Here is a 19,061-nt window from a genome sequence, read left to right as displayed (position 1 = left end):
TAATTGGATTGATGCTACATTAGTAAACAAAACCTTCTTGTCGGGTGAAATATTTCGCACTTCGCGGAATCTCCTGAATTGGTTTTGCCGGCACTCCCCCATAAAGCGTCCATTCCTGAGCGTAAACTTTATTTAAAAGTGATTTTGCACCCAGAACGGAACAGGCTGGTAGTTTGGCCCCGCCCAATACTACTACATTAGTTCCAACAAAGGCGTATTCACCGATAGAAATCGGTGTACTATCCTGGCGGTTTTCTAATACATCTATGGAATGTGTCAGAAACTGCGACTGATAACCGGCGATGGTTGCAAAACGGCCAATTTCAATGGCGTTGGTGCAATCTAAATGATGATTTTTTGTAATTGCTGCCGCTTCTCCTAACCGCAGTTCTGCCCGTCTTTCAAATTGATGTTTAAAATGGGAAGAATCACTTTGGGTTGGAAATCCCGTGATCCAATTACCCCGGCCGATTGTAGCGTCCTTAGCCATTTCAATCTGATCCAGGTGAATGGCTACTGTAAAATGATCTATCCGGGAGTTAGCCCCCATAACAAGTTTACGCGGGAAAACCCAGGCCAAACCTATGCGAGCACTCGCATGAATTTTATACCCAAACCATTGTTGTAGGACTCGGCGCCTTAAAGGCCAGGGAAGAAAAAACGAAATTATTTTAAGAAACATACTTTTAAGCTTTAACTTCTTTCATTCCGTAAAGCTGAAGATAGGCCGCTACCATCTGCCGGAGTTCAAAACGTTTTGCATTTTCAAATCCACGTTTAATTAAAATCGCCCGGGTAGCCAGGTCATGTAAAGCCAGAAAAGCATTGGCAAAGTCTGCCGGACTATTTGGATCGGCAAGCAAGGCTCCTCCCCCACTCACTTCCGGCATGGGCTCTATATTACTGGTAATTACGGGAGCTCCACAAGCCTGGGCTTCAATAATAGGCCAACCAAAACCCTCCGAAAAAGAAGGAAAAACAAAAGCATCGCATGCATTATATAGTGCTACCAGAGTATCGTGGTTGGGTTTTACTACCGAAATTACTCTGTGGCGCAACCCTAAAGCTTCTGCTTGTTTTAAAAAAGCTTCATCAACTGCCTCGCCGGCTAATACAACATTACCAGCCCACTTACTGCCAAGTGCCTTTACCATTAAAAGCAACAAGCCCCGATTTTTGCGAGGCTGTCCTGAACCTACATGAAGAAGAAATGGCATTTCGGTATTAAAGCCCACTTTGTTAAGCAAATTTTTAAATTTTTCCTTTGCAATAGGCTTGAAATCAGCGTTAAATGCATTATGAATAACCCGCCATTCTTTTTTCATGTTAATAGGAGCAGTGCCTAATTCTTGTAATTGATTTAAAGTTAGTTGGGAAACCGAAGCCATTTTTTTTGCCCGGATTAAATAGTAAAGAATCCATTTCTGAAGAATTTTACCAAACCCAGAAGCTGGTGCATAAGCGTCGGTGTAACCTAAACTTCCCCGGATAGCCAGCACATCGTGGCAGGTAATACTCGTTTGGTCGGTAGGCAGATATTTTAAATAAAGAGAGTTGGAATGATCGCAAATGTGAAATTGAACCCTGGAATGAAGCAAAGTTTTAGTTTGCAGCCGCCACCACAAAATTAAAGGAAACACGATCCACTTATCGAAATAACCTATCCATTTTCCCAAACCCGTATTCGTTACTTTTACGACCGTGCCAAAGAAAACAGTAGGCCACCAGATTTCGGTTTGCAAGCCGGATTCCCGAAAACCAGCGTTTAGCATCTCCGCGAAGCGAATCATACTTTCTTGCTTGTCTGGTGGATAATTTCCAATTAAAATAATACGCATTTTTATTTAATCACGTGGATTTATATCCTTTAACGCCGCCAATAGAAGTCCACCTACCATGGCAGAAAAACCCAATGAAGTGGGTTGTGCCCACTGGCCTTGCGGAATTATTAATAAACTAAAACTCAAAAGCATCCAGGGTAATATATCATCTTGCACGAGTTTATGATAACTGGCAACAGCCATTTTAATTGATAGGCTCAGCCGAATAAAAATAATGGTTAATCCCATTAATACACCAGACTCTCCGATCACTCGTCCCCACTCACCTTCGGCAATTAAAAAAGTAGTACCCCCGGTTAACAGCATGCTTCCAACATTCGTACCCATTCCTAAGCCATAGCCCCAAAAAGGCAAATCTGATGACTCCGTAATTGCGCCAATCATTCCTCCCAAAAACCGATCAATTAAGACCCCTTCCATACCTCCTTCTGCTTCGTTTGCCACTTCAAAGCGCGCCAGAAAAGCTCCTGCTGCCGTTTTAAAAACACTGGTTTGACTAAGAGCAATTAACATTATTACGCCCAACAAAACTGCCGGGATAAGCTTAGTAACATATTTGGGCTTGCGAAAAGCCGCCAGAAGTGCAAATATCAAAGAAACTCCAACCTGAAAAAACAAACCGCGACTAATGGAAATAGGGATGGAAATTAAGAGGGCAACAGTAGCACCAATCAATAGAATCCAATTGATAGATTTAGGATGAAGCAAAAAATAAAAAACAAAACAGGCGACAAAACTAAAAAAAAGCGTATTACCGTTAGTAAAAGAAAATGTACCAGGCGGTCTAAAAAAATCTAAAGCTCCACTAAACCCAGCCCCTTCCATATTACCTCCTACCCCCCGGTTCACCCAAGCCGATTGAGGGCTATAAAATTGAAGAACCACAAGTACCACCATAGGAATCGAAATCCATAAAGTTATCTTGCCCAGTTTCACCACATCCTCCCGCGTAAATAGGTACCCAATCACAAACATGAGAGGAAAATGTAAAAGTAAAATACGTGCTCCAAATAGCGCTACAGGCAGGCTTCCATGTCCCAGTAAAATAGATGTAAATATGCCTACTACTCCAATTAAAGTTATGCTGAGCAAATAAGGGTTAGTCAGAAGCAATCCCCGTTTCCAGGTTTGATAAATTAACCATAGGGCTATAGGATCTCGTATAATTAATAAAGGAGTTGCTAAGCCCGGCAGAAACCATTTACGCAAAGCGCCCTCAAAAATCAATAAAAGAAAGTAAGCCCAAATACCCGCCTTTAGGAATTGAAAGGATTCTGCACGCTCTTGCTCCTGAAACTGATCCAAAGATTTAAGATGTTGTTTATACCCAACATCCGACAAGTTATTTGAATAGTAACTCATTAAATAAAATACCATTTAAGCAGCAAGGCCAACCTCATATACAATTAATTTTATAAACTAACGGCTTGATGCATATGCCTTTTTACTGCTGCTGCCAGTTCTTGCCCGTATACTTTCCAAGGTCGGCGGCGGGCTGTTTCTAAAGCAGCTTTGCCAGCTTCCCCAATAGTTTTTGGTTTTATTAAGAGTTCTTCAATGGCACTTTGAAGTCCTTCTGTTGATCCTGCTTCAATTAGCCAACCATTCTCCTGGTGCTTAATCAAGTCAGGGCCAGCGGTCCGGTCTGTGGTAATAACCGGAGTTCCCTGCGACATAGCTTCCGTAATTACTAGTCCAAAGCCTTCGAAAAGTGATGGAAAAACTAATACATCCTGCGCTTGCATTAATTTTAAAACTTCGTGGTGCGGTAAGCTTGGCAGCCATTTATGTTTTTTTAATTCTAGGTCTAAAGCGGAGCAATTATTACTTGCCTTTTGACCAACAACGGTTAACTCTATCTGAGAACCAATAGCGTTTACGGCAGCAAAAAGGTCAGCAATCCCCTTTCGCTGCGACAAGCCTCCAACAAACAATAATTTTAATGGCCGCTGACCAGAAAAAACAGCTTGCTTCTGAATTGCTGATACAGGAGGAAATCCGTAAGGAATTACTTCGATGGGAGCTAATGAGCACGGAAACTCTTTTAAAGTTTTAGCTGTAAACTGACTGGCAACAAAAATACGATCTGCCAATTTAAGTTCTTCGTCCTTACGAATAAGCTTTATTTCAGAATCTTGAAAGCTACTTAAAGTAACAGCCCATTCTGGCCAACGTTCATATTCAGGCTCCAACATATGTTTGGCTGCTCGCCAATAGCCAATTGGAAGATCATATAAACATTGAAGCCTAAGTTTTTTAGCTTCCCGAAAAGAAAATCCAGCACCGTCCTCGTATGCATAAACAGCATCTATTCCACGTCTGCGAGCATTTTGTAATTTAGATGCTATTTGTGCATCAAGACTTTTGTAAACAGAATCAATGCTAAATAATCCTGTTTCATGCTTTATTAAATTGTGAAATCCTCCTTTAGAAGCAACAAGTCTTCCTACTTCACGCCAGGGAAACATTTTAGTTTTATAACGTAATGCAGGATCAAAGTGGCGACGATGGATTTCAGAAAATGGGCCAAATGCCCCTAATCTATCCAAAAAACTGCCAGGAAAAGAAGCAACAGAAGTATTGAACTCAGCTAAAATATCTGCATTAACAAACCCCAGAGCTGCCGCTCTAACATTCTGGTTACCGGTAGGATGCGAAAGTATAATCTTCATGAGCACTTGATTCATTATAGGAATATTAACCTAGCAACCAAGCGCGATTTGCAGCCAGAAATTCGCAAGGATTATAATTTAATTCTTTACATCTAGTTTTTGATATTGGTTTAGCTGGATTTCCGACAACAATTGCTCCATTATTTACTGATTTTGTTACTACTGCCCCTGCACCAACAACTACTCCACGACCTAGATGAACTCCTGGGAGAATTATGGCATCGGTACCAATCCAAACATAATCTTCAATCACAATATTTTGCTTTATAAAGCTCCAATGGGGATCTGAAACATCATGTGACGCTGTTAGAATTTTAACTCCATCATTAATAACAACTCTTTCACCAATTTTAATATGTTCGTGGACTGCCATATAGACTCTCCCAAGGCTACAGAAGGCTCCTATGGAGACTAAATTAACTAAGCCTTCCACTTTAACTTCTCCAATTTCCGCAGTTTGATCTATATTTGCACCCCGTTTAATCAATTGCAACCGATGATGATTTCTACGAATAAGCTCCGGTAAGGAAAAAACACGTTTACCCCAAGCTCGCACAAAGAGTTTTGTTCCAATAGGAAATTGAGCTCGATTTATCCAAAGGTACCTTAAACTAGCCATTTTAATCTTCACTTAAAAGAGTATCTGTTAATTGACGGGTAATTTTAGATACATTATTAAATAGTTTAGGGCTTGATGCTAGTAAAAAACACGTCTCCAAATTTCCACTTTTATACTGAACTACATTATTTGGTAATTTAAAATTAGGAACTCCTCGAGGAGTCCATATTCTCGAAATACAGATAACCGGTAAACCATGCGCAAACATGGCAGCAACAGTTCCACTTTTTTCTATTAATATGCTTGGAGTAGTAGAAAGACCGAATGTAGCTTTACTCAATACTTCAGAAATACGCTCCGGTGTTTGTTCTCCTAATATTTCTACCACTAATCCTCTTAATTCCCACACAGTTTTCCAATGTAACTGTTCCTCACCAGATCGTCCTATAATTGTGAGAGAGAGCTTGATACCTTTCTTTTTAGCATACAAAGATGCTTCTTGAGTGAATAGTTCAATTGGTGCGCCAGTATGAATAGACCCAAAAACAACAAAATTAATGCTGCTACCTACCTTTAACTGAGGCAACTTATAAGTTTTAGGTGCTCTATTATAATGTACAGGTATATTTGAAAATAATGAAAGATATTTAGAATCTAATCCAATTTTATATAATTGCTCTTGATAAAGTCGCGTTTGCGTATGGATAAGTTTAGGTTTTAATCTAAAAACCATAGATTGAATTATTTTTTTTTGTATTTGTCCCCATAATTTAAGCTTTATAGACGATTGTATATCCATTCCTACCCAAAGTTCATGAAACATAACATGCCAACACCTATCGCTGCCAATTTTTTTGAGCAGTTTGCTCAAACCAATAGTTAATCCTTTAGACTGGAATGCAAAAGGAACAAATTGCAAGCTTAACCAATCAGGATTAAAATTATCAACCCATTTTTGAGCTAAGTCACAACGCTGATTAGATGAGTAAAAAGCAGGTATACGCAACACTGGTATAATTAAATCTTCTGATTGTTGCGTATAAGAAATAACTTCTTTAATACCTTTATCATATAATGCAATTATAGCAGTTTGATGACCTTGATGAATGAGCTCACCACTCAACCTTCTGGTATAATCACCAACACCATCTCGTCCAATTTCTAGCGATCCGCAAAGAAATATAATTCTCATATAGAAATAACATTTAACTTAATTAGTATTTTACTATATTCCTCCCCTTCTATAAAATCTTCCAATAAACGATGCTAATAATATAAATAATTTCCTTAGTCGAATCATCCAAGATGAATATGTTTGAATGGGCTTGTTTACGCTATCCCAATACTGTTTATCAACTAAACGCGGAGGCAAACCTGCTAAAATTTGTAAAAAAGGCTTCCATTGCCAAGGCTTTGGAAGTCCAAGGGCGTGCGACATTATTGAAATTCCTGGATGAAATGCCATTCCTTCCTTACCTATAAAACTCACATTACCATTCCAAACCTCAACTGCAGCATTTAACGCATCTTGATCTGTTTTGCTAAATGGAGCATTTGGATTACTTGCATTACCTAACAACGGTATTCCTGAAAGAGATGACCGGCTTAAGCCTCCAATTTCAGATGCCATAATCTCTTGAATGTTTTTCCATATTTTCAAAAAACTTAGATCATTATTAGATAGTCCAATAAATCCCCCATTTACATAGATGTTACTGTTAAACTTAAGTAAAATACCCTTATTACCAAAAATCCGGCGCCAAGCCATTCTGCGTGGATGATGTTCTGCAAGAGGAGAATTTATATCTTCACATAAAGCAACTCCATAACCAACCCATTCTTCGAAATAAGACCAAGAAGTTGAGACAATAATATCAGGATCAAAATAAAATATAGAACTTATATCATTTACAACTTCATTGCAAATTTTTAACATAAAATCTGGTTTGTAGTTGGTCAAGTGGTAGGTAGTTTCAAGAGGTATAAAATGAATTTGAAGGCTGTCAGTAATATATAGTGTTCGGCAACTTGTCTTCATTAATTGATAATTTTCTTTAGACGAAATAGCCCAAACAGGCAATGTTCCTTTATAGCCTGCATAAATTTCCCCACGATAACCTTGCTTATAAAGAGAGTTCGTTAAAGCAGCTACACCTAAATGGTAATGACTTTCAAAAAGAGTACAAATAACTACCTTCATAGAAAGTTAACCTATTATCACAAAATTTATATAACCTTTTACTTTCTTATTCATTTTCTTTTGGTACTTCTTTTACTAATAAAGAATATTCATACAACATTATCTTTTAGAATAATTTTGTAAAATGAAGATAATTTAATTATAATGACATAGTGTTTATAAACTAAAGAATTTTTCTTGCTTGTAACAGCAATATTTAAGCAATATTTGAATACCTTTTGAAAGTATCCTATCTAGAACCTTCATTATTTATTATCATGGCATATAAGCACTTAATTTTTAACTTGTAATGAGAATATAAACTTCTCAGATACAACTCTCCAATAAGAAACGTAGATGTATCCAACCATTATTTAAAATGGAGAATGATTATTTAATGAGTAGTTATAAATTAATAATAAATCATTAACATTCATAGATCAAATAAATACGCAAAATATCATATAAATTAAGATTAAGACCTTCTAACTAATGCCATAATTATATCTTTAGTAGATAACAAATATTTTTTACGATTAAGCCACCAATCAATTGTACCAAGTATTATATTATTACGAATAGAATGCCTAACAACTAATGTTCTTGCTTTTAACACATGATCATTAATTTGATTTTTTAGTATTGTATATATCAATTGATCACTAGCTTTTTCTGGTTCCTTATCTAAGAAATCATTTATCCATTTTGCAGCGCCATTCAGTGCTTCTAACTTTAATTTACTATTTCCTGTTGATGTAATATTATACCTACTTTCTCTATAATTAAATACTGGTTTATTTATATGAGCAATCCCCTTCTTGCCACATGCAACAAAAGTAGATATGTCGTCCGAAGCCCAAGCTAAAGGTAATTTGAAAAAGCCTCCATTGTGTTTTAGAACAGAAGTACGAAATACAAAATCAGAAATAAATTGACGCCTTTGAAAGACTATCCTTTGCCATATATTTTCATAAACTGTTTCAAATTCTGGACATGACTGCGTTAACATTATAGGAAATGAATCTTCATTAATAATTTTTGATCGACAATGAAATACATCTAGGTCAGGGTATAGAGCAATCAACTTGGCAAACTCTTCTAAATAATCTGGCTCCATTTTATCATCATCTCCCATTAATACAAAGTACTCTCCATTAGCATAATTTAAGCACTTATTCCAATTATCTACAACGTGTTCTGCTCCTACATTTCTTTCATTTTTATAGTAACTAATTCTAGAATCACAGTACTGATCTATAATAGAATCAATGGAATCTGGAGAATAATCATTTATAACAATAAGCTCAAAATTTGCAAAAGTTTGTACCAATATACTATTAATGCATTCTTCTAAATAACGCCCTTTGTAAGCAGGTATTCCAACACTAAACAATATATTATCAGACATAAAACAAAAGCTTTTAGAATCTAATGGGACATTACGGTTAATCTAATACAACACTAGTATTTAAATTTTATAATTTTAAAATATGCGTATAAAGTATACATAGAAAGCTGTACGCCTGATACAAAAATGTTATAATACAAAATACCAGTTAGTGAGGAAACATCAAATATAATTATACCTATTATAATAGCTAAAACACTAAATGTAATGTATATATAAGGACTTAATACAAAACCTCTACTTGATGTGAGTGAATAAATAAAACCTGCACAAGCAAAAACACAGCTTCCAATTATAAACAGCACTAACTCGAAATTCATATTAGTATAATTAGAACCCAATACCCATAGAATTTCCGCTGAAAAAAAATATATAGAACTTATGAAAAGTATACAAAGACCAATAAATAGCATTAGTAAGTGTAAAAACTTTTTTGAAAGATTTTTATTCCCTTCTGATGTTCGAGCAAATCGAGGAACTAATATTGTCGAAAAAACAACTCCTAATATATTTAACAATATAGAAATCCTACCTAATGCTCCTATTTGTGCTATTGATGCTGTATTCCCCAATATAGAAAGCAACCAAATTGTTAATTGACTCGAAACACAATAATAAATTAGACCAGGCATAGTTTTTCGAACTAAACTCAAAATTTTACTACTAATATCTAAATCTGGTTTTGCCTCAGTTACAAATTGAAATGTTACTTTCCGCAATTGAATGTTTCCATAGATTCGTGGTATTCCGGAAGCCAGAATAGCTACAAAGGCCCATGGAAAAATGAACAGAGTTAATCCAGATAAAACAACACGAGCAAGGCCTACTTGAATCTGATTTTTTTGCAATGAAACAACTTCCTGATGGAGTTTAGGAACTATCTCAAGTATAGAATCAGAAAGAGCAGCAAAGAATGCTAATACTAAAGATGCTACAATCAAAATTGTAGTTAACCACGATGCCCCATTGTGTAGTAATAAATAAATTGATATAGGCATGGCTATTAATAAACTTCCTGCTGCAAACTTTCGGCGCAGATCAAGGCCTGTAGCTAAAACAGTACCTAGCCTTTCGCGATCCTGCCATACCTTACCTCCCAAACCCATTACTCCTGTTGATATACCACCATCAGCCAATATGGTCATTGTACCAAGCATAGTATTCGCCAATGTATAAATGGCATATTCTTGGGTTGATAATAAACGAATTACTAGTATTCCGCTTACGAAGCTAATTGCTTGCACAAGGGATTGAGCTCCACCGGTTATAGCAAGAAGCCTCCCCCATTCAATAGCTCTGGCATATTTCGGATTAGTATAAATGCTTTGAACAAGCGCTTTCATAAACTTCATTGAAATAATAAACGCTTCATTCTTAAAACATCAGTTGAATGGGATTTACTTTCACTATTTTAAAATATTCAGGAAAGATTTTTTCTTTCTTTCTTCTCCGTAGCAATACCCATACGCATAACCATTCTCTTTTCGGACATCGTTTAACACCAGCATAGGTTGGTTAAATTTTTTATTATAATAAATATCGTTTATAATATTCAACTGCTCTTTTAGAGTATAGTTATATCGGATGACATACACCGAAGAATCTATGTGAGGAGCTAAGGTAAAGGCATCGGCTACCTGGCCAACCGGAGCGGTATCTACTATTATAAAGTCAAAATTGACCCGCAATACTTTAAACAGATGCTCTACCCGGGAGCTTAGCATGAGTTCATAAGGGTTAGGCGGAATAGTGCCGGCACCAATTACGAATAAGTTAGAAGCGACACCAGAAGGTTTTATGATATCATCGACTAGTAATGATTCCTGAACTAAGTAATTACTAATGCCTACTTCCTCGATTAGGCCTAAGTCAGGTAATAAACCAGGCTTACGTAAATCAAAACCCAGTATAACTACTTTTTTACCAGTAGCTACCAAACTGCTTCCTAAATTAATGCTAAAGAAAGTTTTTCCTTCGCCGCTCATACTGGAAGTAACCAGTAGTACTTTATTTTCTTTGTTAAAATTAGAGAATTGTAAATTAGTAAGAATGAGCCGGAACATTTCGGCTACGGGAGCCCGGCTTTTTTCTTTTACCACTAGGCTAGTTTTGCCGCGATTATGCGCAATTTCTCCCAAGATGGGCGCAGGTGTTATGTATTGCACATCCTGTAAACTTTGCACTTTATTGTTTAATAATTCTTTTATATAGATTCCAGCTAAAGGCAAAAACAGCCCCAATAACATATAATACAAATAGGTATTTGTGGCATTAGGTGAAACTAAACCGGAAGAAGTTGCCGGCTCTACCACCCTACCGTTAGAAACGGTAGCGGCCAGCGACAAAGCCGATTCTTCTCTTTTTTGCAGCAGGTATAAGTAAATAGATTGTTTAATTTCTTGCTGACGCGTAATTTCTATGAGCTGGCGCTCAGCTACCGGCACCTGCTGGATTTTGGAGCCAAACTGCCCGGATTTTAATTGCAGGTTACGGCGGGAGATAGCTAATGAACTTTTAATATTCCGCAAATTTTCCAGAATGTTTTCCCGCAGATTGGCCAACTGGTTATTCATATTCTGGACAAGAGGATTATCTGGGCGGTTGATTCGTAAAAGTTGCTCGCGCTCGAGTTGTAACTCATTAAACCGGGTAATAAGCCCCACCAAAGTTGGGTCTTGAATATTTAAAGAACTAGGCACTAATTGATATTGGCTACCCGGCTTTTGCAAGTACTTTTCTATAGACGCCAATACATCTTGCTGAATACCTAGTTCTGATAATTGTTTATTATAAGCACTTGCTTCGGCCACGTATTGTTGGGCCTGCGAACTTACATCGGTTAAGTCGTTTTGTCGTTTATACTGCTCTACTTCTTTTTCTACGGTAGATAGCTCCGTAGTGAGATATTTTAACCGTTCGTCTATAAATTCGATTGTTCGAGCCGCAATTACATTTTTATCGTCTACTTCTTCTTTATTATAAACTTCAATTAATTTATTAATAATATCTATCCCTTTTTGCGGAACGGCATCTGTTATGCTTAATACCAAAGCACTGGCTTTACCATTATATGGACTTATATTAAGTTTACTGGTATACATCCCGGCAAGCATTTGAATATCTTGAAATGTAATTATTAGTGGTTTACCATCTGGTAATAAGGAATTAGTAGATGTAGCTACTACCGTGAAAACACCGTACGATTTTGTTATTTGTTGACCAAACTTATGTAAGGTTCGTTTTGTGCTTTCTTCTTCTAATTCAAAGCTATTATTGTCTTTGATATAAATGAATATTGTTCTATTGTATGCTTTCGGATTTAATTTATTGATTATAACCTTTATTGGAAGATCTGTACCATATATTTCCTGATCGCGCACCCGACCTTTCACAAAATAGCTTGTACGCAAATCAAGTTCAGCTAATGTCCGGGACATTAACTTACTGGATTGAAGTAAAACTATTTCGTTATCAATGTTTTTAGAAGATTTTAAAAGATCTAAATCACTAAAAGCGGCACTTTCCGATAATCCATCCCCACTTTTGTCGTCTTTAATCAGTAAAGTGGTACTTACCCGATATTGAGGAGTAGTATAACGTAAATTTAAATTTGCGGCAATTAAGCCCAGAATTGCTCCCAGCAAAAATAAATACCAATAGCGCAGATAGCTAAATACTATTTTCTTTAAATCTTTTGGCTGGGCTCTTTCCGGATATGTCGTGTTCATTCCTTCTTCTATTATGGCTCTCTTAGCTACTTACTATTTAAAGATTTGTTAATAATACAGTTAAAACGGAAATCAGGGAAAGTCCGATAGATAAACCAAATTGTAAGTTATTCCGGGACAAACTGGTTTGCACCGCCTTTGATTTTCCAGGTTCTACATAAACTACATCATTTTGCTGCAGATAAAAGTTGGGGGAATTTAAAATATCTTTGTTATTTAAATTAACTCTTACCACACTGCGTACACCTTCTTTTTCTCTTATTAAGGCTATATTTTCTCTTTTGCCGTAAGCCGTTAAATCGCCAGCCAAAGCAATGGCTTGCAGTAAATTTATTTTTTCGGTTGGCACCGTATATGTAGCAGGCCGGTTTACTTCGCCAATAACCGAAATTTTAAAGTCTAAAAAACGAACGTTAACAATGGGTTTCCGGACAAATTTGTTAATTTCTGTGGTTAATTTTTCTGTGGCTTCTTCTTTAGTAAAACCAGCGAGTTGAATTTTCCCTACTACCGGAAAGTTGATAAATCCATTGTCGTCTACCAAATAACCTTCGTTTTTTTCACCACTTGCTATAACACCTTTACCAGCACCTTGCAAAACACCACTGTTAAATAAAGCATTTGATTCGGGACTTAAAGTACTTACCGTAATCGCTAATAAGTCATCGGGCTGAATACGCGGTTTTACTTTATTTTGAATGTTAATGGAATATTCCGATTCTTTCAGGTTGCTGAGATAAACCAAATCTTGGCTAGACTTGCAGGAAACAAACATTATAAAACAAAAAAACCAAAGTAAGTTAATTTTCATTATTTAAAACCCTTTGCCATTTATTTCGTATAATAGCAACTTTTGTAAAAATATAGATAAATTATTAAAAAAATAAAATATTTTGGGAATTTATACAAATATATCATTAATCAAATACAAGGCCAACAACATATTTTATAGGAGTTTTTAGGAAAAAATTCGTTTTGTTTCTTAAACGGACATTTACAAAAGAACCTATAGTGGTTTCGAAGAGCTAAATAAGTTGCATAATAACCTGTACAATTATGTAAATAGGTAAAAATTAACAGATTAGGTAGCCCTAATTTTAAAATACAGCTATGAGAAAAGTAATAGGCCTTTTAAAAGTTTCTAGATTCTTGTAATTAAAAGGAAGGTTGATGGGAATAAAGATACAACTTAAGTAATTGTTTAAACATAAGACTTTCGCCGCTGTTACAGCAAATTTTCACTAGCAGCTTGCCAGCCAAAAGACACAGCAAGGGTAGTCTTACAGGTATTTGACGTATAGCTTGACAAAATAATTGTACATACTAAACTTCCAGGTACTTTACCTGACGCTCATTCATATCAAAGGAATCTAACCAGAAAGTTTTCCAACAGCTGTAAAGTAAACTGAAAAGAGCTTGTTTTGCGAGTACGAAGTTGCTGGGAAAGATAATCTGCCCGGTGGGTGTTTGCACGTCTACTTCGCTTTATTATACTTCTAAGAGGTGTGATTGAAAGCAGGGCTTATATAGAACCTCCCTGAATGCGGTTTTTCAAATCAGGTATAACTCAATATTTAATCTGGCTCAATTCAGCTTCCTGACTCACTAAGGCACCTTTAATACCTTTACGACATATTTCAATAGCTATATTGGCGACCTAGTTGTTAGCTCTTCCTACTAAAGTTTTTGTTTATAATAACAACTCAGCAAATGGCTGCTTATGCCCTTTCAAACTTTTAAAATGGTAAAGCTTAAACAGAAAACATTTTAAATCATGAAATCAAGTAGTAGTTCATGGATTCTTACAATAAGTTGTATGCTAATTTTAAGTAAACCAGCCATTGTCTTTAACTTTTGATTTGTAAATAAGAAATTTAATTAAAGACCATCTCGCTAACCTAATTTTTGTAAAATTTCAGGAAGTAAGGAGTTACAATCAAACTCCATAGCGAAGCCGAAATAAGTGTAATTAGCACATCCATTACAAAGAACTTGGCATCAACGCCAATCAGCAATCTTAAACTCATAATTATTAATATTATTAACCCCATAAAAAGCCAATAGCTGCTGCTCTTACTATCAGCTTGATGAGGAATAAAATAAGTTGGTAATTTTAAAATTGCTACTACTATTACCAATCCGCCTATAACAGAACTTATCCGGTCAATTAAGACGTATAACCACATGTGAAAGCCCGGGTACCGTATCCATTTAGATAAAATCGGAAATAATTCGAATAATTGGCCACCCGGGTGCGTTAGGCTGTCCCAGGTAAGATGCGAGACTACCCCCACCAGAATAGAAAGTATAATAACGAGATAGTGGTTTTTGAAATAGCGCAACCAATTGAATTGTTTGTAAGGCAGCAATCTCTTTTTTAAAAATAAAGGCAGATTATCGATTAAAGAGTTGCGTGCTACCTGGTGAAAGGCAAAACTTAATAAAATGGCTAAGGGCAAATTAAAATAAAATATAGCGGGCCAGGTGTGGCTAAACCCATCGTAATGACTCATCCGAAAAAACTTTTCAAAATCTGGCACCATGCTGCCTATTACTAAGCCGGTCATGGACCGGGTCTTTTTAGGCAGGTAATAGAACGGCAAAACAATAGCTGGATGAGAAAAAGTAAATGGCATGTTACCTCAAATTTTAAAAAACAGCAAATGAGGAACTGTTTAAAACAGTTTCCCAAATATTAGCACGTATTTATTTGATTGGAACGTTATACTGTTGGAGTTTGCTTCTGAATATGCTGGATGATTTTAACGGCGTGCTCCCGCGAATTTTCGATGAACCAGATGTGCGTGTCCATACCGCCGCAAATAACGCCGGCCAGAAATACGTTTTTCCGGTTAGTTTCCATCGTTTCGGGATGGTACTGCGGATGGCGTTTTAAGTCGGGAGATAAGGTTATGCCAAACTTTTCGAGTAAATGAAACTGCGGTTGGTAGCCCGTCATGGCAAGTACATAGTCGTTCGGGATGGTTATCTGGCCGTCGGGGGTTTGCACGTCTACTTCGTTTTCGCGCACAGCCAGCAAGTGCGATTGGAAATACGCTTTAACAGAACCTTCCTGAATGCGATTCTCGAGGTCGGGTTTGGTCCAGTATTTTATGCGGCCCAGTTCGGCTTCCCGGATAATCATGGTTACTTCGGCACCTTTGCGGTAGGTTTCCAGGGCTACATCGGCGGCCGAGTTATTGGCGCCAATTACTATAATTTTCTGTTTGTAATAAAAATGTGGATCGAAGTAGTAATGGCGAACTTTAGATAAATATTCGCCGGGAATGTTCAGGAGATTAGGCACATCGTAAAAGCCAATGGCAATAATAACGTGCTTTGCCTGGTAAGTATTTTTGGAAGTTTGAATTTGATAAATACCTGCGGCTTCTTCTAAGGCGGTTACTTCTTCGAATAAGTTTATATTTAATCCTTGCGAATCAGTTACCCGGCGGTAATACTCCAGCGCTTCGGGGCGATTAGGTTTAGCCTGGATAGAAGCAAAGGGAATTCCGCCTATCTCCAGCCGGTCGGCGGTAGAGAAAAAGGTCATGTTTAAAGGGTATTTATATAAGGAATTTACCAGGCAACCTTTCTCCACAATGAGGTACGAATACCCAGCTTTTTTGGCTTCCAGGCCACAAGCCAGCCCAATAGGACCAGCACCAATAATAAGAACATCAATAAAAGGGTACTCCATCATACTTATTTTTGATACCAACTAGTTGTTGGTTTTATTATACAAACCGTAACTACGTTACAAACGCAAAGGTAGTCGATTTGGTGGGAGTTTATTGGTAGGTTCGTACAACTGCGTGTTTTAGGTCTAAACAGCAAATCCGTTTTCCTATACTTTTAAGCCAAGGCACAGCAAAACTCTTACGGGTTAAAAGTAACAGGCAAACAACATTAGGCTACTACAAACTTAAAAACCAGTTTTCAGGAACGGGTACTATTCTACTGGTTGGCTTTAACTAGAAAATGCCCGATTAAAATTTCTCTTGACCGGGCATTTTTAAAATTTAATTCTTAACTAAGCTCTTACCCGTAAATTTCGTTTAATAAACCCGCCAACCGGATGCCACCTTGTAAGAGTAATTTTTGGATGGTATTGAAGTTATCATAGGAATACCGGTAACCTAATTTTCCATCGGCAGGAATAGCGTATACTTGCGGCCGGTAAATCATCATTTCGGTGGCCCAAGCTCGTACGTTGGTGCTTTGCCAGTTTTTTATTTGCGCTTTATCGGGTTCCCCTAAAAACGCCGTTAGTTCGGTGTAGCTTAAATCTTTGCCTTCAATAATATCGCTATCCCAGACCCGGTGTAAGTTCGAGTTTTGGCCAAACCATTGCAACTTTACGTTATTACCTCCCATATCGTCTTTACTGCCTACGTGCAAGGGCTGGTGCAGATCGCCTACCAGATGAACCAGAAATTTTAAATTTTCTTGTTCCTGGGCAGCCGTTAACTTGCCGGATTTGAGCGACTGCACCATTTCTTCAATTTTCATGATTACGTCGCCGTGCGGATTTTTTTGGGTTTGCTCGTATTTCAGGCTGTCCGGTATGGTAACCCAGTGCCAATCGTGCGTGTGATCGTAGGCATGATCGGATTTTACGTCGTCCATGTAATTGGCTACCTCGGCCAGCGAGTTATTAGCTAAAATTTGCAATACTTTTTTGCGGGCTTTTTTACTTAAATGCTGCTCCGCTACCAAGCCCACTACCCGATGCCCGGTTTGACCATAAGCCAATGCCTGGTTAATGAGGAAAGGGAAAATCAATAAAAAACTAAATACTTTTTTCATGAATATTATAACAACTAAACTTTACAAAATAACCTATTAATCCGGCTATTAATGTAAAGGTAAAGTTAAATTCAGGAGAAGTAAAACCAGTCGTGTTTACTCCCAAATCTAACTGGGTTTGCAAAAATTTAAAAAAGCGCTTGGGAATCAGCCGTTCATGCGTTTAAAAATTTCGTTTAACTGCTCGCGCGAGGCTTTCCGGCTTATTTCGGAAGTGCCGTAGCCTACTTCTTCGTCGCCGCGCGCTAAGCCGGCTACAATGCCATCGGTAAATTCGTTTAAAGGTGCGCCAAAAGTATGAATACCCGCTCCGCTTAAATCGGTTTGAACGGCGGGTGGCACAATTTCTAAAACGTTAACTGTTGTATTGGCTAATTGATGCCGCAGCGATAAGGTAAACGAATGCAAAGCTGCTTTGGTAGCACTGTAAATAGCCGCCTGGGCCAGGGGAGCAAAGGCTAAACCAGAAGTAACATTTATAATGTACGATTGCGGCTGTTGCTGCAAATGCGGTGTAAACAACATGGCTAAATGGATAGGAGCTTCCAGGTTAATGGCTATTTCGGCCTGATGAAAAGACCAGGGCCGAGAATTGCCCACAATAGGCTGGCGGTTTTGAATACCGGCATTGTTTATTAATACATTTAGTTCCGGGAAGGTGCTGGTTACATAATTAAATAATTCCTGCCGATCAGTTTCCTGACCTACATCGCAGACGTGGGTGTGTAGTTGCGGGTGTTTGGCCTGTGCTTCCTGTAACTTATCGGAGCGGCGACCGCAAACAATAACCGTACTACCCGCTTGTAAAAACCGTTCGGCCAAGGCTAAACCAATGCCGGAGGCGCCGCCGGTTATTAAAATGGTATTTTCTGCTAAATTCATGCGTGTAAAAGATTTTTTTAAATTTTCTTTTACGCGATGTTTAAATAATAGCTGGAGTTGCTTGAATTTTCTTTAGCAAATTGTTTAGGTCAGGCAAAGTAATTATGAACTTGCTATGACGCGGAAGTTAATTCCGGGACTTACAGATTAAATCGAATCAGCTAAAAGTTACCGTTCGCACAGCTCCTGATATTGCTTAATTGCTAAGTGCAGTTGTTTTATTGCTCAAGTATTGGTTCTTTTTGTATTGACACAAAAAGAACCAATACACAAGCAAGATACTAAAAACGCGCTGACCAACAGAACAGTTTAGCGTCGGTTTCTGCACCTGGCTAACGCTGTTTGTTTTATAGCTGGCGAGTAAAATTTTAAAAATACAAGCCACACTGTCAATTTATCCACGGCGTCATTTAGGAGGAGACTATTTGGCTACGTAGCAGAATGGTTCCCGCCTAAAAAAACAGCAATAATCAAGAATTACTAAGCTGCTTATTTTCTGTAGATACAACAGGAATTAAGTTTTACTTAAAGGCTTAAAAGCAATACCTAAATTAGCTGTCGGTTGTACGTAAAAGGCAAAATCAATTTACGATAATTAGTATCGTTATTTTACATAAAGCATTGATGCGCAGTAGTTAATTACTCAAGAGTCTAACATCTAATATCTTGCTACTTGTGTCTTTTCATTTAACGGTACTGACACAGATAAGCCGTTTGTTCTTCGGTGCGCACCTGAAAAGAGGAATTGCCGGGTACGTTAAAAACCCGCCCTGCTGCATAAGTTTGCCAAGTAGTAGTTTCGGGTAACAAAACTTCTAAGCTGCCTTCCGTAATGGTCATAATTTCGGGCTGGCCCGTACCAAACTCGTAAGTGCCCGGATTGATAACGCCTACCGAAGATTTACCCGCCGGGGTTTGATAAGCCAAGGATTTAACAGCGCCGTTGAAATACTCGTTTACTTGAATCATGTAAATTTTAAGAT

16 protein-coding genes are annotated in these 19,061 nt (G+C 37.5%); all 16 read right to left on the bottom strand.

The features are described from left to right. Positions 1 to 19: 19 nt before the first annotated feature. The 16 genes from AHMF7616_RS22935 to ppnP all read right to left on the bottom strand — a co-directional run bounded on the left by AHMF7616_RS22935 (position 20) and on the right by ppnP (position 19,047). Positions 20 to 682 carry an acyltransferase gene (locus AHMF7616_RS22935; RefSeq protein WP_115375006.1) on the bottom strand — a complete coding sequence of 221 codons (663 nt, stop codon included), beginning with the start codon at positions 680 to 682 and terminating at the stop codon, positions 20 to 22. A 4-nt stretch (positions 683 to 686) separates the two neighbouring features. After that, entirely contained in the window at positions 687 to 1,838 is a 1,152-nt protein-coding gene (locus AHMF7616_RS22930; RefSeq protein WP_115375005.1) for a glycosyltransferase family 4 protein, read from the bottom strand. Positions 1,839 to 1,844: 6 nt separating this feature from the next. Then, positions 1,845 to 3,146 carry a hypothetical protein gene (locus AHMF7616_RS22925; RefSeq protein ID WP_115375746.1) on the bottom strand — a complete coding sequence of 434 codons (1,302 nt, stop codon included), beginning with the start codon at positions 3,144 to 3,146 and terminating at the stop codon, positions 1,845 to 1,847. 107 nt (positions 3,147 to 3,253) lie between these two features. Continuing rightward, positions 3,254 to 4,528, bottom strand: coding sequence for a glycosyltransferase family 4 protein (locus AHMF7616_RS22920; RefSeq protein ID WP_233507713.1), 1,275 nt, complete (start codon positions 4,526 to 4,528; stop codon positions 3,254 to 3,256). Between the two features lie 10 nt (positions 4,529 to 4,538). Further along, on the bottom strand, positions 4,539 to 5,132 hold the full coding sequence (locus tag AHMF7616_RS27315) for an acyltransferase (RefSeq protein WP_115375004.1): 594 nt from the start codon (positions 5,130 to 5,132) through the stop codon (positions 4,539 to 4,541). 1 nt (position 5,133) lies between these two features. After that, positions 5,134 to 6,264, bottom strand: a complete 1,131-nt coding sequence (locus AHMF7616_RS22910) for a glycosyltransferase family protein (RefSeq protein ID WP_115375003.1) — start codon at positions 6,262 to 6,264, stop codon at positions 5,134 to 5,136. 33 nt (positions 6,265 to 6,297) lie between these two features. Beyond that, on the bottom strand, positions 6,298 to 7,272 hold the full coding sequence (locus AHMF7616_RS22905) for a hypothetical protein (protein ID WP_115375002.1): 975 nt from the start codon (positions 7,270 to 7,272) through the stop codon (positions 6,298 to 6,300). A gap of 454 nt (positions 7,273 to 7,726) precedes the next feature. Then, a complete protein-coding gene (locus tag AHMF7616_RS22900; RefSeq protein WP_115375001.1) occupies positions 7,727 to 8,659 on the bottom strand; it encodes a glycosyltransferase family 2 protein in 933 nt (310 codons plus the stop codon). Positions 8,660 to 8,712: 53 nt separating this feature from the next. Then, positions 8,713 to 10,002 (bottom strand): MATE family efflux transporter, encoded by a 1,290-nt coding sequence (locus AHMF7616_RS22895; RefSeq protein ID WP_115375744.1) that lies wholly within the window; start codon positions 10,000 to 10,002, stop codon positions 8,713 to 8,715. Between the two features lie 63 nt (positions 10,003 to 10,065). Further along, positions 10,066 to 12,387 (bottom strand): GumC family protein, encoded by a 2,322-nt coding sequence (locus AHMF7616_RS22890; protein ID WP_115375000.1) that lies wholly within the window; start codon positions 12,385 to 12,387, stop codon positions 10,066 to 10,068. Between the two features lie 37 nt (positions 12,388 to 12,424). Then, positions 12,425 to 13,162, bottom strand: coding sequence for a polysaccharide biosynthesis/export family protein (locus AHMF7616_RS22885; protein ID WP_233507712.1), 738 nt, complete (start codon positions 13,160 to 13,162; stop codon positions 12,425 to 12,427). A 1,123-nt stretch (positions 13,163 to 14,285) separates the two neighbouring features. Further along, complete coding sequence (locus AHMF7616_RS22880) at positions 14,286 to 15,023, bottom strand: DUF4184 family protein (RefSeq protein ID WP_115374998.1); 738 nt, start codon at positions 15,021 to 15,023, stop codon at positions 14,286 to 14,288. Positions 15,024 to 15,109: 86 nt separating this feature from the next. Continuing rightward, entirely contained in the window at positions 15,110 to 16,090 is a 981-nt protein-coding gene (locus AHMF7616_RS22875; protein WP_394335769.1) for a YpdA family putative bacillithiol disulfide reductase, read from the bottom strand. A gap of 338 nt (positions 16,091 to 16,428) precedes the next feature. Next, on the bottom strand, positions 16,429 to 17,196 hold the full coding sequence (locus tag AHMF7616_RS22870; RefSeq protein WP_115374997.1) for a S1/P1 nuclease: 768 nt from the start codon (positions 17,194 to 17,196) through the stop codon (positions 16,429 to 16,431). Between the two features lie 147 nt (positions 17,197 to 17,343). Then, positions 17,344 to 18,078, bottom strand: a complete 735-nt coding sequence (locus tag AHMF7616_RS22865; RefSeq protein ID WP_115374996.1) for an SDR family oxidoreductase — start codon at positions 18,076 to 18,078, stop codon at positions 17,344 to 17,346. A 687-nt stretch (positions 18,079 to 18,765) separates the two neighbouring features. Then, positions 18,766 to 19,047 (bottom strand): pyrimidine/purine nucleoside phosphorylase, encoded by a 282-nt coding sequence (ppnP, locus tag AHMF7616_RS22860; protein WP_115374995.1) that lies wholly within the window; start codon positions 19,045 to 19,047, stop codon positions 18,766 to 18,768. Positions 19,048 to 19,061 lie beyond the last annotated feature (14 nt).

Source organism: Adhaeribacter pallidiroseus (genome assembly GCF_003340495.1).
Lineage (GTDB): Bacteria > Bacteroidota > Bacteroidia > Cytophagales > Hymenobacteraceae > Adhaeribacter > Adhaeribacter pallidiroseus.
Note: the sequence above shows the minus strand (reverse complement) of the source record. Positions and strands in the feature narration are given on the sequence as shown.